Genomic DNA, 17193 nt, shown 5'->3' with positions numbered 1-17193 from the left:
CGATGCGCGGCACCGTTCCCGAGCGGCCCGTCGGCCGGCTGACCGACGCCTGGCGTACCTGCGTGGGCACCGGCCGGTTCGACCTGGCCCTGCGACGCGACTATCAGGACTCGCTGGCGCTGGTGCAGCGGGACATCGGTTTCCGGCACATCCGCGGGCACGGGCTGCTCAGCGACGGCGTCGGGGTGCACCGCCCCTACGACTACCGGGGCGAGCGCCGGGTGCGGCACGCCTTCACCTACGTCGACCAGGTCGTCGACGCCTACCTCGAAATGGGCATCCGGCCCTTCGTGGAGCTGGGGTTCATGCCCTCGGCGCTCGCCTCCGGCGACCGGACGGTGTTCTGGTGGCGGGGCAACGTCACGCCGCCGGAGTCGTACACCGAATGGGGTGACCTGGTGCGCGCGACGGTGGCCCACCTGGTCGACAGGTACGGCCTCGACGAGGTGCGCGGCTGGCCCGTCGAGGTGTGGAACGAGCCCAACCTGACGGCGTTCTGGCAGGGCGCCGACCAGGACGCCTACCACCGCCTGTACGAGGTGTCGGCGCACGCCGTGAAGGACGTCGACGCGGCGCTCCAGGTCGGCGGTCCGGCGCTGTCACCGGGGGCCGACGAGTGGCTGAAGCCGTTCGCCGAGTTCGTCACCGACCGGGACGTGCCGGTCGACTTCGTCAGCCGGCACGCCTACACCTCCGGCCCGGCGCGGCACCTGCCGTTCGGCACCCGGCAGACCCTGGCCCCGGCCGCGGACCTGCTGGAGCAGTTCGCCGCGCCCCGCCGGCACCTGGCCGGCACCGCGCTGGCCGACCGCCCGGTGCACATCACCGAGTTCAACTCCTCCTACCGGCCGGACAACCCGATCCACGACACGGCCTTCCACGCCGCCTACCTCGCTCCGGTGCTGGCCGGCGGCGGGGATCTGGTCGACTCCTTCTCCTACTGGACCTTCAGCGACGTGTTCGAGGAGGAGGGGGTGCCGACCGCGCCGCTGCACGGCGGCTTCGGCCTGCTCACCCACCGGCAGATCAAGAAACCCACCTACCATCTGTACACGTTCATGGCCCGGCTCGGCGACGAGGTGCTCGCGCGCGGGCCGGACCACCTCGTCACCCGGCACCCCGACGGCCGGGTCGCGGTGCTGGCCTGGGCGCCGGTGGACGTCACCGGCCGGGAGCCGGCACCCGAGCGGCACACCGTGTCGCTGTCGGTGCCGATCGGCACGCCGGGCACCGCGTCGGCGTTCCTGCTCCGCTCGTCGGTGAGTGAGGACGCCGGCAACGCCTGGGCGGCCTGGCGGGAGATGGGCAGCCCGCACTCGCCCCGGCCCCGGCAGCTCGACGCGTTGCGGGAGGCCGCCGAGCCGGCCCGTACCCATCGGGCCCTGCCGGTCGCGGGCGGGCGGGCGGACCTCGACCTCGTCCTCGCCCGGCACGAGGTGACCCTCGCCGAGCTGACTGCGGTGGTGGACGAGACCCCGCCGTGGTGGGACGGCGACAGGTTGCTCGACCCACCCGGGGAGCGATCATGAGCGCCAGCCCGGCCGGCGGGCTGCGGGAGTTCGGCGACGGGCCGCTGTCGCGGGCCGCCGCGACGGTCCACATCCTGCTCGTGGTCGAACTGCTGCTCCTGGTGAGCATGCTGCCCGGCCTGGCCGTGCTCGTGCTGCTCGAACGCGACAGCAGCAACCTCCCGCTGGTCGCCGCCGCCGCGCTGCCGGTCGGTCCGGCGGTCTCGGCCGCCCTGTACACGCTGCGGCACCAACGCCCCGACCTGACCGATCTGCGTCCCGCGGCCGCGTTCCGCCGGGCCTACCGGGCCAACCTGCCGGGCGTGCTGCGCGTCTGGGCGCCGACGCTGCTGTGGCTCGCAGTCATCGCGGTCAACCTGGCGAACCTGCCCGCCGCCGCCGTCCCCGGCTGGTGGGCGGTGCCGCTCGTGGTGGTCGGTGCGGGGGTGGTCCTGGTCGGCCTCAACGCGCTGGTGATCGTCTCGTTGTTCACCTTCCGCACCCGCGACGTGCTCCGGCTCGCCGTGTACTACGTCGCGTGCAAGCCCGGCGTCACGTTCGGCAACGTCGTGCTGCTGGCCGCCGCCGCCGGTGTCACAGCGGTGTTCTCCGAGGCGGTGCTCGCCCTGCTGGCCGTGCTCCTGGTGCTGGCGCTGCTGCGGGTCGGCGGCCCGATGATCGACGACATCCGGGCGGAGTTCACCGCATGAGCGTTCCGGTCACCGGCCGGGCGTCGGCCGCCGCCGGCGAGTCGACCTGGCACGCCGCCTGGCTGCCGCCCGCGGCGTTCCGCGAACTCGGCTCCCGGCCGGTGCTGGTGCACGGCGACGGCCTGCTGGTCGACACCGTCCTCGACGAGGTGAGCCGGGCCTGCGCCCGGTACGGCGGACGGGTCTGGCACGGTCCACCGTGGCAGGTGGACGCCGACCTGGTGCTGGCCCTGCGCGAGGCCGGCCCGGTGCCGAACGCGGCGGCGGAGGCGGCCCGGCTCGGTGCGACACCGGCGGTGAACGGCGCCGGCGACGGCGGCCTCGGCGACGAGGGGTACCTGCTGGCGCGGACGAACGGCGTGACCGTGGTGCTGGCCGACGCGCCGGCCGGCCTGCTGTACGGGATGTTCCACGTGGTCCGGCTCGGCGCGGCGGCCTTCGACGACGACCTTCCGGCGCGCCGGCACCGGCCGGCGCTGGACCGGCGGATGCTCGACCACTGGGACAACGTGGCCGTACACCCGGTGTCGGGCCAGGTCGAGCGGGGCTACGCCGGCGGCTCCCTGTTCTGGCGCGACGGCGCCGCCCGGCGCGAGCCCGCCCGGCTCCGGGACTACGCCCGTCTGCTCGCCGCCTGCGGCGTCAACGCGATCTGCGTGAACAACGTCAACGTGCACGACACCGAGGCACTGCTGCTGACCGACCGGCTCGGCGACGTCGCGGAGATCGCCGAGGTGCTCCGCCCGTACGGCATCCGGGTGCATCTGTCGGTGACCTTCGCCGCCCCGGTGGTCCTCGGCGGCCTGCCCACCGCCGACCCGCTGGACGACCGGGTCCGGGCGTGGTGGATAGACGCCACCCGGCGGGTCTACCAGCGGATCCCCGACTTCGGCGGCTATCTGGTGAAGGCCGACTCCGAGGGCCGGCCCGGCCCGTTCGCGTACGGGCGTGACCACGCCGACGGCGCGAACCTGCTCGCCGAGGCGCTCGCCCCGCACGGCGGCGTGGTGCGCTGGCGGGCGTTCGTCTACGACCACCACCAGGACTGGCGGGACCGGTCGACCGACCGGGCCCGGGCCGCCCACGACCATTTCGCGCCGCTGGACGGACGATTCGCCGACAACGTGATCCTCCAGGTGAAGTTCGGCCCGATCGACTTCCAGCCACGCGAACCGGTGTCCCCGGTGCTCGCCGCGATGCCGGCCACCCGGCTGGCGGTGGAGGTGCAGGCGACGCAGGAGTACACCGGCCAGCAGCGGCACGTCTGCTACCTCGGGCCCTGGTGGAGCGAGGTGCTGCGGTTCCGCCCCCGGGGCGAGGCCGGCGGCACGATCGCCGACGTGGCGGCCGGGCGGGCGGGCGCCGGTGGCGGTCTGGTCGCCGTGTCCAACGTGGGCGACGACCCGTTCTGGGCCGGGCATCCGCTGGCGCAGGCGAACCTGTACGCCTTCGGCCGGCTCGCCTGGGATCCGCTGCTGGATCCCGCCGCGATCCTCGACGAGTGGATCGACCTGACCTGGCTGCCGGTCACCACGGGCGATCCGGAAGCGGTGCGGCGGACGATGCACGCGATCATGGACGATTCCTGGCGCACCTACGAGCGCTACACCGCCCCGCTCGGCGTGGGCTTCATGGTGCGGCCCGGCCACCACTACGGCCCGGACGTGGACGGGTACGAGTACACCCCGTGGGGCACGTACCACTTCGCCGACCGCGACGGCGTCGGGGTGGACCGGACCCGGGCGACCGGCACCGGCTTCACCGGCCAGTACCCGCCGCCGTGGTCGGAGGTGTACGAGTCACGGGAGCGCTGCCCCGACGAGCTGCTGCTGTTCTTCCATCACGTCCCGTACGGGCACGTGCTGCACAGCGGCCGCACCGTCATCCAGCACATCTACGACACGCACTTCGCCGGGGTCGAGGAGGTGGCGGCGATGCGGGAGCGGTGGCGGCTCGTCGCCGGGGCGGTCGACCCGGCCGTCCACGACCGGGTGGCCGAGCGCCTCGACGAACAGTTCCGCAGCGCCGTCGAGTGGCGGGACCAGATCAACACGTACTTCTTCCGCAAGTCCGGGGTGCCGGACGCGCACGGTCGCCGCATCCACTGAACCGGCACGTTCACCAGGGGTGCACGGTGCCGTCCGCCAGCCGGTTCACCGGCAGGTAGGCCGGCGCGTACGGGTAGCGGGCCGCGGCCTGTTCGTCGATGTCCACCCCGAGCCCAGGGGTCTCGGCCGGGTGCAGGTAGCCGCCGTCATAGTGGTAGCCGTGCGGGAACACCTCGTCCGTCTGCTCGGTGTGCCGCATGTACTCCTGGAGGCCGAAGTTGGGGATGGCGATGTCCAGGTGCAGCGCGGCGGCCATGCAGACCGGGGAGAGGTCGGTGGCGCCGTGCGAGCCGCTGCGGACGTGGTGCAGCGCGGCGAGGTCGAAGATGCGTCGCAGGTGGGTGATCCCGCCGGCGTGGACCACAGTGGTGCGGACGTAGTCGATGAGCTGTTCGCGGATGAGCTGGGCGGCGTCCCAGATGCTGCTGAAGACCTCGCCGACGGCGATCGGCGTGGTGGTGTGCGAGCGGATGAGCCGGAAACCCTCCTGGAGGTCCGCCGGGACGGGATCCTCCATCCAGGTCAACGCGTACGGCTCCAGGCTCCTGCCGAGCCGCGCCGCCTCGATCGGGGTGAGCCGGTGGTGCACGTCGTGCAGCAGGCGGAGGGTGGGGCCGAACTCCTCGCGGACCCGGGCGAACACGCCCGGCACGTGGGCCAGGTAGGCCTCCGTCGACCAGGTCGTCTCGGTCGGCAGCGCGGCGTCGGCGGGCTCGTAGAACATCTTGTCGGCGCTGACGCCGTACGTCCGGGGCAGGCCGGGCACGCCGCACTGCACCCGCACCGCGCGGTAGCCGAGGTCGACGAAGCGGGCGACCTCGGCCAGCACCTCGTCGACGGTCTCGCCGTTGGCGTGGCCGTACACGGTCACGCCGTCGCGGGACCGGCCGCCGAGCAACTGGTAGACCGGCAGCCCGGCGACCTTGCCCTTGATGTCCCACAGCGCGGTGTCCACGGCGGCGACGGCGCTCATCGTGACCGGCCCGCGCCGCCAGTACGACCCCTGGTAGAGGTACTGCCAGGTGTCCTCGATCCGGGCCGGGTCCCGCCCGATCAGCAGCGGCACGACGTGGTCGCGCAGATAGGACGCGACTGCGAGTTCCCGGCCGTTGAGGGTGGCGTCACCGACGCCGGTGACTCCCTCGTCGGTGACGACCTTCAGCGTCACGAAGTTGCGGCCGGGACAGGTCACGATGACCCGGGCATCGACGATTCTCATCCGGTCTCCCCTGCGGTCGGCGCGCCGGTCACCAGAGGATTATCCATCATCGTCGATCGACGAGCGGGCCGGACCGGTCAGGCCGGTTCGGGTACGCCCCCGGGATCCCCGTCGTCGGGCATCGGCTCGACCGGCGCCTCGGGCAGCTCACCGGGCGTGTCCGGGAGGAGCTCGCCGGGGTCGTCCGGCACGTCCTCACGCGGGTCGATCGGCGGGTACACCTCGGGATCGAGGTCGGGGTTGGTCATCGGCCCAGTATCCGACGCCACCGCCCGGACCGCCCGCCGAGCGCACTCGCCGGCGTCTCCCCGGGTGACGCGTCCGCCCGCTTGCGCAACCACAGCCACACCCCCGCCGACAGGCACGCCGCGCCCCCGATCGCGACCGCCGTCTCGGCCGGTTCGGAGAGATCGTCGAGGAACGGGAAGGTGCGGGTGGCCGCCATCGCCAGCAGCCCGATCAGCAACAGGAGGCCGGCGGCAACGCGCTGGACAATCATGTGCTTCATTGGATCATGACCTCGCCACAGGCCGCAGGCGCCGTCGCCCCGGTCGTTGCCGCGCCACCGCGAGCAGGCCGCCGTCCCGGCGTCCGCCGGACACCGGGCCGGCCGGGCGGAGAACGTGCGAGCCCGGCCGGCCCGGCGGTGACCGGGCTCGCGCGCAGGTGATCGACGGCGGTCAGCGAGGGCGGGAGCCGGTCAGCGGCGGAACGGCCCGGTGACGCAGTAGGTGATGCCGCCGGAGGATGAGCCGGTCGTGCCGCGCTGCGACGAGAAGTACAGCCGGTCCCCCGCCGGGGTGAACGCCGGCCCGGTGATCTCCGAACCGCTCTGTCCGGTGATCCGCAGGAAGACGGAGATCTTGTCGTCCGGCGTGATCATGCAGATCTCCATGTTGCCGCCGTCCTCGGCGACGTAGAGGTCACCGGCCGTGGACCCGGTGATGTTGTCGACGCCGGTCAGCGGAGCGGTGCCGGGGCTGACCAGGTTGTCGTCGTAGGCGAGTTCGTACGTGCCGGCGGCCAGGTTGACCTGCCACACGCGGTTGTCGCCCTTCGTGGTGAACCAGACGGTGTCGTCCGCGTAGTGGCAGCCCTCGCCACCGTTGAACGTCTTCGCGCCGGACACCTGCTGCCGGGTCGGGGTGGGCGAGCCGTCCGGGTCGGGCACCGTGGCCCAGGTGAACGTGCCGGAGGTGGCCGTACCGGCGCGGAAGACCTGGAGGGTTCCGGCGGACAGGTCGCCCCAGGTGACCGGCACGAAGCGGTAGAACTTGCCGTCGGTCTCGTCCTCGGTCAGGTAGACGACCCGGCGGACCGGGTCGGCCGCGGCCGCCTCGTGCTTGAACCGGCCCATCGCGGGACGCGCCACGGCGGTCCCGCCGAGGGGGTACGTCTCGAAGACCCGGCCCAGGGACACCTCCTCGCAGGAGAGCCAGGTGTTCCACGGCGTCTTCCCCCCGGCGCAGTTGCTGTTGGTGCCGGAGAGGATCCGCGACGCCCCGACCACGGCACCGCTGGAGTTGAAGACCAGACGTGAGGCGCCGCCGCCCGCGCCGGCCGCCACCTCGGAGTTCGACACGTAGATCCAGCCGGAGCCGTTGGGGAACACGGCGCCGCCGTCCGGAGCGTCGTGCCAGGTGTACGACGTCCCCGGCACCGTCCGGCGGGAACGCGCGACGATCGAGCTGGTGAACCCGGCCGGCAGCTGGATGCCGTTGGCGTCGGCGGCCTGGAGCCCACCGTAGGGCCCCGCCGCGTTCTGCGCCGGGGCTCCGTACGCGGCCGACCACGCCGTGAACGGCAGGGCGACAGCGCCCGCACCGAGAACAGTGGCCCGCAACATCGCTCGACGATCCATGGAACCTCCTCCGTAGGTTCCCCAGATCCGACCGTGCGGAGCTTACGCACACCGATCCGTTGGATGAACGTCGATGGGCGGCTCGGTGTGCGACGTCGTGCCGCGCCGCTACGGACGCAGATCCGTCAGTGCCGCCCCGGTCGAGGGGTCGTACGGGTAGGAGAGGTGCTGGTGGGTCATCAGCCATGCCCCGTCGCGCCGCTGGAAGACCCGGGTGCCCCGGGACCAGCTCTCGATCGGCGGACCACCGCTCGGGCGTACCGAGACGCGGTTGAGGCCCCACGCGACGGCGAGGTCGCCGTCGACCACGATCGTCAGGTCGGGCACGTCCCAGGCGACTGATCCGTCGCCCGACGCCGCCAGACCCGCCGCGCAGACCTCGCGGACCGCGTTCACGCCGACGTATCGCAGCGGCTGGTCGTGCTCGTACGAGACCACGTCGTCGGCTACGGCATCCATCAGGGCATCGAGATCCTTGGCCGCGGTGCCCTCGAACCAGCGCTGGTGGAGCCGGCGTACCTCCGCCTCGGCGGCTGCCGCGTCTGGGGCCGGCTCGGCGGCGGGATCGGCCAGCGGGAAGGAGTGGTGTTCGTGAGTGACGACCCACCGGCCCTCCCGCCTGCGCAGGCCCAGGGTCAGCCGCAGGCGGTTCTCCGGACGTGCGGCGAAGTCGGCCGCCGTGCCGCAGCGCAGCAGCGCGTACGCGAGGGCCACGTCCTCGCCGGCTTCGACGTCCAGCGACTCGACCTCGAACGACGCGCCCTGCGCCTGCCACCTGAAGAACGGCGGCCAGATCTCCCGGTAGGCGTCCAACCCGCGCACGCCCTCGTACGGCGGCGGCACGTCGAACATCACCATGTCCTCGGCGTGGTCGGCCAGGACGCCGCCGAGGTTCCCGTCATGAACCGCGGCGGCCCAGCGCTCGACCAGGGCCCGGATCTGTTCTTCGTTGCTCGGCATGTCGACTCTGCCCTTCGTGGCCGGTGAACCCGTCGGGACTAAAACCCCGGCCGGACCGCGAACTCATCGCCTCCGCGCGAACTTTCCGGCAGCCGATCCGGTAGGTCGAAGGCAGGCAGGCGCGCGTCGAGGAACGAGACGACCTCGGCCACCCGGCGCCCCCGCAGCACGAGCAGGTCCAGCCCCGCCGGCAGGTAGGCGGCGGCCGCGTCGTTCCACAGGTACGTCCCGAACGCGAGCTGCCCGCTGGCACTCGTCGGCAGGAACCGCCACCTCCGCCCTCCCGTCACCTCGGCCAGGAAACCGCGGATCCGCTCATGGCCCTCGTACCAGGCGGTCAGCGGCGGCATCGAGTACCGCGCGTCCTCCGTCAGCATCGCCACGATCGTCTCGACGTCCCCGGACTCCCACGCCGCGGCGTACCGCCCGGCCACCTCCCGCTGCCCCGCGTCGCCCAGGTCGGCGAGGATCCGCTGCTGACTGTCCGACGGCGTCAGCCCGGCGACGATCCGGCGGGCGCGCTGCATCGCGCTGTTGACCGCCGCGACGGTGGTGACCAGCATCCGGGCGGTCTCCTCGGCGGAGTAACCGAGAACGTCGCGCAGCAGCAGAACGGCACGTTGCCGCGGTGGCAGATGCTGCAACGCGGCGACGAACGCGAGTTCCATGGTCTCCCTCGCGATGGCGTGGGTCTCCGGATCCGGTCGGACGGACGGGGCAAGGCGGTCCGGATACGGTTCGAGCCAGGTCACCTCGGCCCGGGACACGCCCGGAGCGGTGAAATCGGTAGGCAGTTCACGCCGCCCGCGCGAGTGGAGAAAGGAAAGCGCGCGGTTGGTGGCGATCCGGTAGAGCCACGGCCGGATCGACCCATGACCCTCGAACCGGTCGACTGCCCGCCATGCCCGGTCCAGGGTGTCCTGGACCGCGTCCTCCGCGTCGTGGAAGGAACCGAGCATCCGGTAGCAGTGCGCGCGCAGCTCGTCCCGCAGCGGCGCGACCAGACGACTGAAGGCCGCGCCGTCGCCCGCACGCGCCGCCGCCAGCAGCGCCGCCGTCACGTCCTCGCCTGACGGACCGGCCTCCGCCGATGGTTCGCCCCGGCTCACCCGTCTCAATCTAGTGCCGGGCACCGTCCCGGGTGCGCGGTCTCTGCGCCCGCCCGGCGCAGGCCGGTGGGCCGGAGCGCAGAGGGAACGACCTTGGTCGATGCCTTGACTCTCCGGATGAGACCGCTAACACTTGTCTGCAACACGCACTTAACAATCAGCACACATCTGCCCGCCTCGTCGTGACTGGCTTGAGCGTGATCCGGCGATGTTAGCGCTAACGAACTCGGACCCGGGGCAGCAGCGGCTTCGGCGATCAGCCTGATGCCCGAACCCAGAGAGGCCAGATCGGTGACTCACCACTTCCTGACGCGGACCACGTCGTCGCGGGGCCACACAGCCGGACCACCACGGAGCACCCGGTCGTTTCGCCGGCTGCTGATCGTGCTGGTGGCCGCGACGACGGCGATGGTCGGCGGCATCGTCATCTCGTCGCCGGCCATCGCCGCCACCAACCAGTTCCGAGGCATGAACTGGGCCGTGCTGGGTGACAACTTCAGCACCGGCCCCCTCGTCGTGCAGGGCCTGAGCACCTCCGACAGCAACGCGACGGTGCGGGCCAAGGCCAACGCCCTCTATGACGACATGGCTTCCACCATGGGGGTCAACACCGTCCGGCTGCCCATCAACACCCACACTGTGGGGACGGCGTGGTGGGAGGCCTACCGAGGTGCCGTCGACGCCGCCACCGCCCGCGGGTTCAAGGTCATCCTCGCCTACTGGGAGGACGGCGCCGCCTCCGGCGGCCGGATCACGAACCTCGCCGCGTGGAACGCGATGTGGTCCACGGTGACCAACACGTACGGCTCGAACCCCGACGTCTACTTCGAACCGATGAACGAGCCCCACGGTTACAGCTCGACGGAGTGGCGCAACGTCGCGGCCGACTGGCTCAGCTACCACTACTCGGCGGTGCCCAGCCGGGTGCTCATCGGGGGCACCGGGTTCAGCCAGGACCTGCGCGACATCTGCAACGACACCCGCTTCGCCTCGACGCTGCTGTCCTTCCACCACTACGCCTTCTTCTACGGCGAGATGACCTACGACGCCTTCCGGAGCCACATCCAGACCCGCCTCGGCAACTGCGCGTCGCGGGCGGTCGCCACCGAGTTCGGCGCGCCCATGAACGACGGCCGCAACTACGCCGACGCGAACAGCACCGACAACTTCGTGCGCCACATCCGCGCCATGGCCCAGGTCATGCGCGACAACCGGATGGGCGGCACGTACTGGCCCGCGCTCGGCGGCAAGCCCGGCACCATCGGCTACGACTGGTACTCGATGTACTCGCTCAGCGGCGGCGGCACCGACCTCGACCTGACCGTCCGCAACACCTCCGGCGCCGACCGGATCCGGTACGCGTGGGGCGACACCATCGGGGGCGGCCCCACGACGCCCCCGCCGTCGACGGGAACGTTCTACCGGATCACCGTGCGGCACAGCGGCAGGGCCATGGACGTCCAGCAACCGAACACCGACAACGGCGCGCGCGTCGGCCAGTACACGTACAACGGCAACACGTGGCAGCAGTGGCAGTTCCAGGACGCCGGCAGCGGCTACTGGCGGCTCGTCAGCCGCAACAGCGGGAAGTGCCTCGACGTGGTGAGCGCGTCCACCGCCGACGGCGCCGAGCTGATCCAGTACACCTGCGGCAGTGGCACCAATCAGCAGTTCCAGATGGTCATGGGCGGCAGTTACTTCCAGCTCCGGGCACGGCACAGCGGCAAGTGCGTGGACGTACCGGCCGCATCGACCGCGGACGGTGTGGTCCTCAAGCAGTACACGTGCAACACCGGTGCCAACCAGCAGTGGTCGCGTACGACCGTCTGACGGGCCCGCCGGCTGTCGATGGCCTTCCGCGATGTCAGATCGCCTGCGGCAGCGGGCGGTGGCGGGTCCGCGGCTGCCGGTGAGGCGTAGCCTCCCCCGGTCCTACCGCCCGCTCGCGGCGCCGGCCGACTCCCACAGCGCGGCAACCGCCGTCCGTACCGCCGGGGTGTGCTCGACCGCGTCGTGCACCACTACGTGTATCGACCGGATCGGCGTCGGGCGGACCACCCGGACGCGGGTCACGTCGTCGGGCAGGTGTACTGCCCCGAGCGCAGGGAGCACCGTGAGGCCGATGCCGGCCGCCACGAAGGCGAGCGCGGTCGGGTAGTCGTGCGCCTCGACGCGGAAGGCGGGGCTGAACCCGGCGGCGGTGCAGGCCTCGATGAGGTTGGCGCGACACCAGCCGCGGGCGAAGTCGTTGTCGATCCAGCGCTCGTCGGCGAGGTCGGCCAGGTCCACTTCCTCCTGCCCGGCGAGGCGGTGCCCGGCAGGAAGGACGGCCACGTAGGGGTCGTCGAGGAGGTGACGGGTGGTGAAACCCGAGCCGGGGTCGAAGCCGTTGCCTGCCACGACCACCTGGACGTCAGCGCGTTCCTCGCGGCTGTCCGGAATGTGTTCGCGCAACTGCAGGTCGAGCCGGACTCCGGGGAGCTCGGTGAGGATGCGCCGCACCACGAAAGGCATCCAGGCGCCGCCCACTGATGCGAAGTACGCGATGGACAGCGCGCCGGTGCGTCCGGTGCGCAGGTCGGCGATCAGCGACTCGGCCGCTCCGATCCGAGCGAGCACCCGGTCTGCTTCGGCGGCGAGGGCATGCCCGGCGGCCGTCGGTCGCAGGCCGCGTCCCACTCGGGCGAGGAGGGTCAGGCCTGTCTCGCGTTGGAGTGCGGTGAGGTGCTGGCTGATCGCGGAGGGGGTGTAGCCCAGGTTGGCGGCGGCGGCCTGGACGGACCCGGAGGCCACGACGGAGCGGAAGACGCGGAGGCGGTGGACGTCGAGCACCTCACGACAGTAAAGCCCCACTGAATGGTTGTGAAGAAATAGTCGCTGGTGCTGAACATTCGGGCGCATGAGGATCGTGACATGAGGAGTGCACCGCTGACCGCCGCCCCGAGCCGGCCGACTGCCACCGAGAGCGACCACGCCGGCACGGCGTACCCCCGGCCCTGGCCGACGGTCGGTGCCGCCGGTGTCACCGTGATCCTGTGGGCGTCGGCGTTCGTCGGCATCCGCTTCGCCGGGCACGACCACTCCCCCGGCGCCATGGCGTTGGGCCGCATGGCAGCGGCGTCCGTCGCGCTGAGCGCGTTCATGGCGGTAAACGCCGGCGTCCGACGCCGCAGCACGCGACCGCAGCACGCTCAGCCCGGGCCGGACGCCACGGCTCCCCGCCGGACGGCTCTGCCCCGTGGCGGAACCCTCGCGCTGATCGCGGTCTGGGGCGCGGCCTGGTTCGGCGGATACAACGTGGCGCTCAACGCCGCCGAGCGGCTGGTGGACGCCGGGACGGCGGCACTGCTGGTGGCGGTCGCGCCCATTCTCGTCGCGGTCGCCGCGGTCCTCGTTCTCAACGAGCGGCTCAGCGGCCGGCTCGGCGTCGGGGTGGCGATCGCTTTCGCCGGCGTCGCCCTGATCGCGGCCGGCGGCTTCACCGGACACGCCGACAAGGCCGGCGTCGCCCTGGCGGTGCTCTCCGCCCTCCTGTACGCCTTCGGCGTACTGCTCCAGAAGCGCCTACTGGCGCGGGTGGACGCCGTGACGATGACCTGGCTCGGCGCGCTGGCCGGGACCGCGGCCCTGCTGCCGTTCGCCCCCACGCTCCTGGCAGAACTCGCCACGGCCCCACCGGCGGCCACCCTGGGCATGCTGTACCTGGGCGTGTTCCCGACCGCTGTCGGCTTCCTCACCTGGGGCTACGTCCTGTCCCGCTGGACCGCGGGTCGCACCACCGCCGCTACCTACCTGGTGCCCCCGGTGACCGTCCTGCTGTCGTGGACGCTGCTCGGCGAGGTGCCGGCACCGCTAGCACTGGCCGGCGGCGCGCTGTGCCTGAGCGGCGTGGTCCTCGCCACCCGCCGCTGACGTCGATGCTCTCGCGCCGATCGGCGGCTGTCGGGAGGCGCCGGCGGGTGCCGTACTGCAGATCGCGTCCCGGAATCGGTGACCCGGCGGTCGGCGTGGTCAGAGGCCGGCGGCGGCGTCGTACCGGCGCCGCAGGTCGGCCATCTCCGATACGGGCAACGCTTCCCTGAGTGCCAGTTCCTCGTACTTGTCGGGGAACATCTCCCGCAGCCGGTCGACGAACCTGACGTCGGCGGTCGCCTCGACCACCTCGATGCCGGGAGGCTGGGTGGTCATGTCCATGATCAGCGGGCCGACGAGTTTGACCGCCCCGTCCCACTGGCGCTTCTGCTCGGCGACGCCGCAGAGGTGGAAGCCGTAGACCGTCCGGACGTCGGCCAGTGTGGCGGCCCCGGTGGGCTCGTGGCCGTAGACGTGGACTCCGCAGACGACCTTCGGCGCGGCCTGCTCTCCGGCCGGCGCCTGTGGGGCGGTGTGCCCGGCGTGACCGTGATGTGTCGGGTCCGCCTGCTCGAGGGTCGTACGCATCCGGGCCAGGATCTCCTGGCGGAGAGCTGCCGGGTCCGTCTTCGGGGTGGTCGAGGTGACCACTGCGGCCGCGCCGATCGACGCGGCCAGCAGGCACACCTCGATCCACACGAACGCGCTCCGGTACCAGCCGCTGAGTACCCGGGGAATCATTGTCGTTCCTCACCTCGTCGCGGTTCCTGATGGTGGCGGAGGGCAGCGGCCGACACACTGCCGGCACGGCGATGCCCCGACGGTGGGGTGGCGCAATTCGCGCCACCCCACCGCAGACGCTGTTACCGGGCGGTGCAGGTGAGGTTGGGTGTGGAGTTGGTGCCGTTCCAGGAGGCGTTGAAGCCGAAGCTGGTGGTGGCGTTGGCGCTCAGCGAACCGTTGTAGGCCACGTTGGACGCGGTGACCGACGAACCGCTGGAGGTGACCGTCGCGTTCCAGGAGTTCGTGATGCTCTGGCCGTTGGGCCAGGTCCATGCCACAGTCCATCCGGAGATGGCGGCGTTGCCGGCCCGGACGGTGACCTCGGCGCCGAATCCACCGGACCACTCGTTCGTCTTGCGGAAGGTGGCGGTGCAGGCACCGTTTCCGGCCGGCGGCGGCGTGGTGGGCGGCGGAGTCGTCGGCGGCGGGGTGGTGGGCGGCGGCGTGGTGGGCGGCGGGGTCGTCGGCGGGGGGTTGCCGCCACCGCCGAAGATCACGTCACTGCACAGGTAGTACGGCTGGTCGAGGTGGGACGCCTGCCAGATGGTGTAGACGACGTGCCGTCCGGTGCGGCTGCCCGCGTTCACCTGCGCCTCGTAGAGCCCGGTGGTCGGGTAGCTGCCGGTACGGAGCACCAGTTCGAGGCTGTTCCAGGTGAGGGGCTGGGTGGTCGGGTCGAAACCCTGCTTGGTGATGTAGATCAACATGTAGTCGGCGCCGTGCTTGGCCCCGTCGGTCAGCGTCAGCGTGAAGTTGTTCGGCATCGGCTTCGCGGTCCACGCGCCGACCGCGTCGAGCGAGGCGTACAGGCCACCCTGGGTGCGGCCGCCGCTGCACAGCTGCCCGTCCGGCACGGCGGCCTGGTGGTTGCCGCCGACGTTCTCGCGGTACAGGCCGTTCCAGTTCCACATGGTGTTCGGGTTGGCCTGCCACGCCTGCCAGCACATCGGGTCGGTCTGGGCCATCGTGGGGTTGAGGTGGTCGGAGCCCCAGCGCTCGTAACATCCGTAGTTGCGTGACGGCGGGTTGGTGACCGATCCGTGCGCCGAGGCCGGACCGGCCTGGTTGACGGCGACCATCGTGAACGAGGCGACGAGAACTGCGACCGCGCCCAGTCCCAGACGGCGTACTGTCCGTGAGATTTTCATGATGCTCCAGTGGATGCGCCGGCGCCCAGTGGCCCTCGCTGGGTGCCCACCCCGGAGAAGGTGACGCCGATCGATTCAAGCCGTCCCAGGGGCGGACGGCACTGCTGCCCAGCAGCGCATGGCGACTCCCAGCCACGATGTTAGTAAAGACGGCTGTCAATGTAAATCGACACCGACGCACCGGATCAGACCGCGAGGGCCGCGCGCACCTCCCGCTCCGCGGTCACTCCCCCGTCGCCGTGCGAGGTGACCCGGCCGGATCGTGGCTCATCCCGGCGGCCGGCTCGTCGAGCAGCAGCAGCCGCGCGCCCTGCACCAGCAGCATGCCGATCTCCAGCCACTGCTTCTGGCCGTGCGCGAGCGTGCCGGCGAGCCGGTTGGCCCGGCCGGTCAGCCCGATGGTCTCCAGCGCGGCGGCCACCTCGTCGGGGATCCCCCGCCGACGTCGGGCCAGGGTGGCCCAGCTCCGGCGGGCACCCGCGGCGATGTCGAGGTTCTGCACGACCGACAGCTCCTCGAAGACCGTCGACGTCTGGAACGTCCGGCCGATGCCGAGCCGGCTGATCCGGCGCACCGGGCGCCCCAGCAGCTCCTGGTCGCCGAAGCACACCGAGCCGGATCACCCGGCCGCATCACCGCAGGGCAAGCCACTCCCTTCCGCGCAGGCTCGGTGAGCGCTTCGGCCGGGTGGCAGGCATGCCTGTGTGACGCCGACGGAGCGGTGCGCGACGATCAACCGATGCAGCGTTTCGACAGCCTCGGCGGTGACCTGGTGGTGGGCGCCGCCGTCCGAGCGACCATCGTCAGCCATGAGCGTTGGGGAGTAATGACCGCTGTCCTCGGACATGAGACTGTGGGCTCGTCGGTCGACGCCGGCTTCATCGACAGCCCGTCAGGCACGTCTCGGGCGCTGCCCGAGGAATACCCGCCGATCGGCGAACAGGTCGACGCAGTCGTCCAGGAAATCAGCAGGTACCACCCGCCCCTCTGGGTACGCCTCACGATGCGTGCCTCGGATCTGCGGGAGTTCAGTTGGCCGTGCGGATGCTGCGGTGAGCTCACCGTACTCAGCCCCGGCGGCGACGGCGTCACCGTGGATGTGCGCAGCAGCGAGGGACCCGGATGCGCGTCGTTCGTCGCGCACCGGTCGTGTCTGGCTGACCGCCTCAACCCGGACTTCCACGGCGACCGGGCACGGGTCCAGGCCGTGGGGCGCGACCAACCGCCCGCCCCAGCGACCGAAGATCCACCACTCTGACAGCGGTGCCCGTTGACGGACCCATCCTGACAGACCCGCCAGATCAGACCACGCACGTCCAACGCCTTGTAGATCGCAGCCTGCCGAAGTAAGCACATCTCGTATGCCGTCGCTCGGCTGCCACCACGTGAACCCGCCGCTCCTGGACCCCGACGCCTACGCGATCGACGATGCCGCCTACGGCCGTGATCAGGTCGCCGGCACCTTCGTCCTCTCACCCGGCGACGTACGCGGGACACGCTTCGTCCATGACCGTGTCCGCACGGGCTGCTGGTCGGTGGTGGGATGGATCCCCTGTGTCGCGTGTCGGGGCTGCGGCGCCGTGGTCGCTTCGCGGGCAGACGACTGCAACGTGGCGCAGGAACTGCGCTTCTACCCAGCGATGGTTGTCCGGGAGCGATGTGACGATGAGCCGGACCGCGCCACCGATCCTTTCGGCCTGGTCGCTGATTGGGACCGCCCGGCGCCCGACACCAGACGACACCGCGGGGTGCCCGAGCCGACCCATCCCCGTCCCGAACTCGTCGCCACCCGCTGGGGCGGTCGAGGTGTGAAGGAAGCCCTCTTCCGAGACGATCCCCCGGCCTGACCCAGCCGCGGGTGAATGCGTCGACTGCCGCACGGTCACCAGGCGTCCGTGGTGGGCGCAGGCGGTTCGGGCGTGTCGGTCACTGAAC

17 protein-coding genes are annotated in these 17193 nt (G+C 71.7%); 7 read left to right on the top strand and 10 right to left on the bottom strand.

From position 1 onward, the window contains the following. Window positions 1-2: 2 nt before the first annotated feature. Genes ACN27C_RS20710 through ACN27C_RS20700 form a run of 3 tightly spaced genes read left to right on the top strand, consistent with a single transcriptional unit; the run spans window position 3 to window position 4326 of the window. Window positions 3-1529, top strand: coding sequence for a GH39 family glycosyl hydrolase (locus ACN27C_RS20710; RefSeq protein WP_422747486.1), 1527 nt, complete (start codon window positions 3-5; stop codon window positions 1527-1529). After that, window positions 1526-2218, top strand: coding sequence for a hypothetical protein (locus tag ACN27C_RS20705; RefSeq protein WP_422747484.1), 693 nt, complete (start codon window positions 1526-1528; stop codon window positions 2216-2218). Before ACN27C_RS20710 ends, ACN27C_RS20705 begins: the two co-directional genes overlap by 4 nt. Beyond that, on the top strand, window positions 2215-4326 hold the full coding sequence (locus ACN27C_RS20700; RefSeq protein WP_422747482.1) for an alpha-glucuronidase: 2112 nt from the start codon (window positions 2215-2217) through the stop codon (window positions 4324-4326). The genes ACN27C_RS20705 and ACN27C_RS20700 overlap by 4 nt, the downstream gene beginning before the upstream one ends. Before the next feature lie 10 nt (window positions 4327-4336). Here the strand turns inward: ACN27C_RS20700 and manD are convergent, their stop codons facing one another. The 6 genes from manD to ACN27C_RS20670 form a co-directional block, all read right to left on the bottom strand. Next, window positions 4337-5545, bottom strand: a complete 1209-nt coding sequence (gene manD, locus ACN27C_RS20695; protein WP_350814812.1) for a D-mannonate dehydratase ManD — start codon at window positions 5543-5545, stop codon at window positions 4337-4339. A 77-nt stretch (window positions 5546-5622) separates the two neighbouring features. Continuing rightward, a complete protein-coding gene (locus ACN27C_RS20690; protein ID WP_181726501.1) occupies window positions 5623-5793 on the bottom strand; it encodes a hypothetical protein in 171 nt (56 codons plus the stop codon). After that, a complete protein-coding gene (locus ACN27C_RS20685) occupies window positions 5790-6044 on the bottom strand; it encodes a hypothetical protein (RefSeq protein ID WP_422747479.1) in 255 nt (84 codons plus the stop codon). Before ACN27C_RS20685 ends, ACN27C_RS20690 begins: the two co-directional genes overlap by 4 nt. A 201-nt stretch (window positions 6045-6245) precedes the next feature. Further along, the gene (locus tag ACN27C_RS20680) at window positions 6246-7406 is read right to left on the bottom strand and encodes an alkaline phosphatase PhoX (protein ID WP_422747477.1); all 1161 of its coding nucleotides are present in this window, start codon (window positions 7404-7406) and stop codon (window positions 6246-6248) included. A 108-nt stretch (window positions 7407-7514) separates the two neighbouring features. Further along, window positions 7515-8366 (bottom strand): YybH family protein, encoded by an 852-nt coding sequence (locus ACN27C_RS20675; RefSeq protein WP_422747476.1) that lies wholly within the window; start codon window positions 8364-8366, stop codon window positions 7515-7517. 38 nt (window positions 8367-8404) lie between these two features. Continuing rightward, entirely contained in the window at window positions 8405-9427 is a 1023-nt protein-coding gene (locus tag ACN27C_RS20670) for a sigma-70 family RNA polymerase sigma factor (RefSeq protein WP_422751662.1), read from the bottom strand. Window positions 9428-9865: 438 nt separating this feature from the next. Here ACN27C_RS20670 and ACN27C_RS20665 point away from each other — a divergent pair, with 438 nt between their 5' ends. Further along, window positions 9866-11305, top strand: a complete 1440-nt coding sequence (locus ACN27C_RS20665; protein WP_422747474.1) for an RICIN domain-containing protein — start codon at window positions 9866-9868, stop codon at window positions 11303-11305. Window positions 11306-11407: 102 nt separating this feature from the next. Here the strand turns inward: ACN27C_RS20665 and ACN27C_RS20660 are convergent, their stop codons facing one another. Then, window positions 11408-12307, bottom strand: coding sequence for a LysR family transcriptional regulator (locus ACN27C_RS20660; protein WP_120569375.1), 900 nt, complete (start codon window positions 12305-12307; stop codon window positions 11408-11410). An 81-nt stretch (window positions 12308-12388) separates the two neighbouring features. Between ACN27C_RS20660 and ACN27C_RS20655 the strand changes: the two genes are divergently transcribed. After that, window positions 12389-13387, top strand: a complete 999-nt coding sequence (locus ACN27C_RS20655; protein WP_422747471.1) for a DMT family transporter — start codon at window positions 12389-12391, stop codon at window positions 13385-13387. Between the two features lie 99 nt (window positions 13388-13486). Here the strand turns inward: ACN27C_RS20655 and ACN27C_RS20650 are convergent, their stop codons facing one another. From ACN27C_RS20650 to ACN27C_RS20640, 3 genes are all read right to left on the bottom strand, one after another. Next, window positions 13487-14068, bottom strand: coding sequence for a hypothetical protein (locus ACN27C_RS20650; RefSeq protein ID WP_422747469.1), 582 nt, complete (start codon window positions 14066-14068; stop codon window positions 13487-13489). Between the two features lie 122 nt (window positions 14069-14190). Continuing rightward, the gene (locus ACN27C_RS20645; protein ID WP_422747467.1) at window positions 14191-15258 is read right to left on the bottom strand and encodes a lytic polysaccharide monooxygenase auxiliary activity family 9 protein; all 1068 of its coding nucleotides are present in this window, start codon (window positions 15256-15258) and stop codon (window positions 14191-14193) included. 223 nt (window positions 15259-15481) lie between these two features. After that, window positions 15482-15868, bottom strand: coding sequence for an ATP-binding cassette domain-containing protein (locus ACN27C_RS20640; protein ID WP_422747465.1), 387 nt, complete (start codon window positions 15866-15868; stop codon window positions 15482-15484). A 129-nt stretch (window positions 15869-15997) separates the two neighbouring features. On the opposite strand from ACN27C_RS20640, the gene ACN27C_RS20635 reads away from it, so the two are divergent. Both ACN27C_RS20635 and ACN27C_RS20630 read left to right on the top strand, forming a co-directional pair. Further along, the gene (locus tag ACN27C_RS20635) at window positions 15998-16516 is read left to right on the top strand and encodes a hypothetical protein (protein WP_121684877.1); all 519 of its coding nucleotides are present in this window, start codon (window positions 15998-16000) and stop codon (window positions 16514-16516) included. A gap of 103 nt (window positions 16517-16619) precedes the next feature. Continuing rightward, window positions 16620-17105 (top strand): hypothetical protein, encoded by a 486-nt coding sequence (locus ACN27C_RS20630; protein ID WP_422747463.1) that lies wholly within the window; start codon window positions 16620-16622, stop codon window positions 17103-17105. The last annotated feature ends 88 nt before the right edge of the window (window positions 17106-17193 follow it).

Origin of the sequence: Micromonospora sp. WMMD1219, assembly GCF_049315215.1 — a bacterium.
Lineage (GTDB): Bacteria > Actinomycetota > Actinomycetes > Mycobacteriales > Micromonosporaceae > Micromonospora > Micromonospora tulbaghiae.
The sequence above is the reverse complement of the archived record's forward strand: the minus strand, read 5'-3'. Positions and strand labels throughout refer to the sequence as shown.

Excerpts from the sequence above, each read along its gene's own strand:
- ACN27C_RS20650 (WP_422747469.1), bottom strand. The coding sequence starts at position 14,068 with ATGATTCCCCGGGTACTCAGCGGCTGGTACCGGAGCGCGTTCGTGTGG.
- ACN27C_RS20675 (WP_422747476.1), bottom strand. The coding sequence starts at position 8,366 with ATGCCGAGCAACGAAGAACAGATCCGGGCCCTGGTCGAGCGCTGGGCC.
- ACN27C_RS20645 (WP_422747467.1), bottom strand. The coding sequence starts at position 15,258 with ATGAAAATCTCACGGACAGTACGCCGTCTGGGACTGGGCGCGGTCGCA.
- ACN27C_RS20700 (WP_422747482.1), top strand. The coding sequence starts at position 2,215 with ATGAGCGTTCCGGTCACCGGCCGGGCGTCGGCCGCCGCCGGCGAGTCG.
- ACN27C_RS20655 (WP_422747471.1), top strand. The coding sequence starts at position 12,389 with ATGAGGAGTGCACCGCTGACCGCCGCCCCGAGCCGGCCGACTGCCACC.
- ACN27C_RS20630 (WP_422747463.1), top strand. The coding sequence starts at position 16,620 with ATGCCGTCGCTCGGCTGCCACCACGTGAACCCGCCGCTCCTGGACCCC.
- ACN27C_RS20705 (WP_422747484.1), top strand. The coding sequence starts at position 1,526 with ATGAGCGCCAGCCCGGCCGGCGGGCTGCGGGAGTTCGGCGACGGGCCG.
- ACN27C_RS20690 (WP_181726501.1), bottom strand. The coding sequence starts at position 5,793 with ATGACCAACCCCGACCTCGATCCCGAGGTGTACCCGCCGATCGACCCG.
- ACN27C_RS20685 (WP_422747479.1), bottom strand. The coding sequence starts at position 6,044 with ATGATTGTCCAGCGCGTTGCCGCCGGCCTCCTGTTGCTGATCGGGCTG.
- ACN27C_RS20680 (WP_422747477.1), bottom strand. The coding sequence starts at position 7,406 with ATGGATCGTCGAGCGATGTTGCGGGCCACTGTTCTCGGTGCGGGCGCT.
- manD (WP_350814812.1), bottom strand. The coding sequence starts at position 5,545 with ATGAGAATCGTCGATGCCCGGGTCATCGTGACCTGTCCCGGCCGCAAC.
- ACN27C_RS20635 (WP_121684877.1), top strand. The coding sequence starts at position 15,998 with ATGCAGCGTTTCGACAGCCTCGGCGGTGACCTGGTGGTGGGCGCCGCC.
- ACN27C_RS20710 (WP_422747486.1), top strand. The coding sequence starts at position 3 with ATGCGCGGCACCGTTCCCGAGCGGCCCGTCGGCCGGCTGACCGACGCC.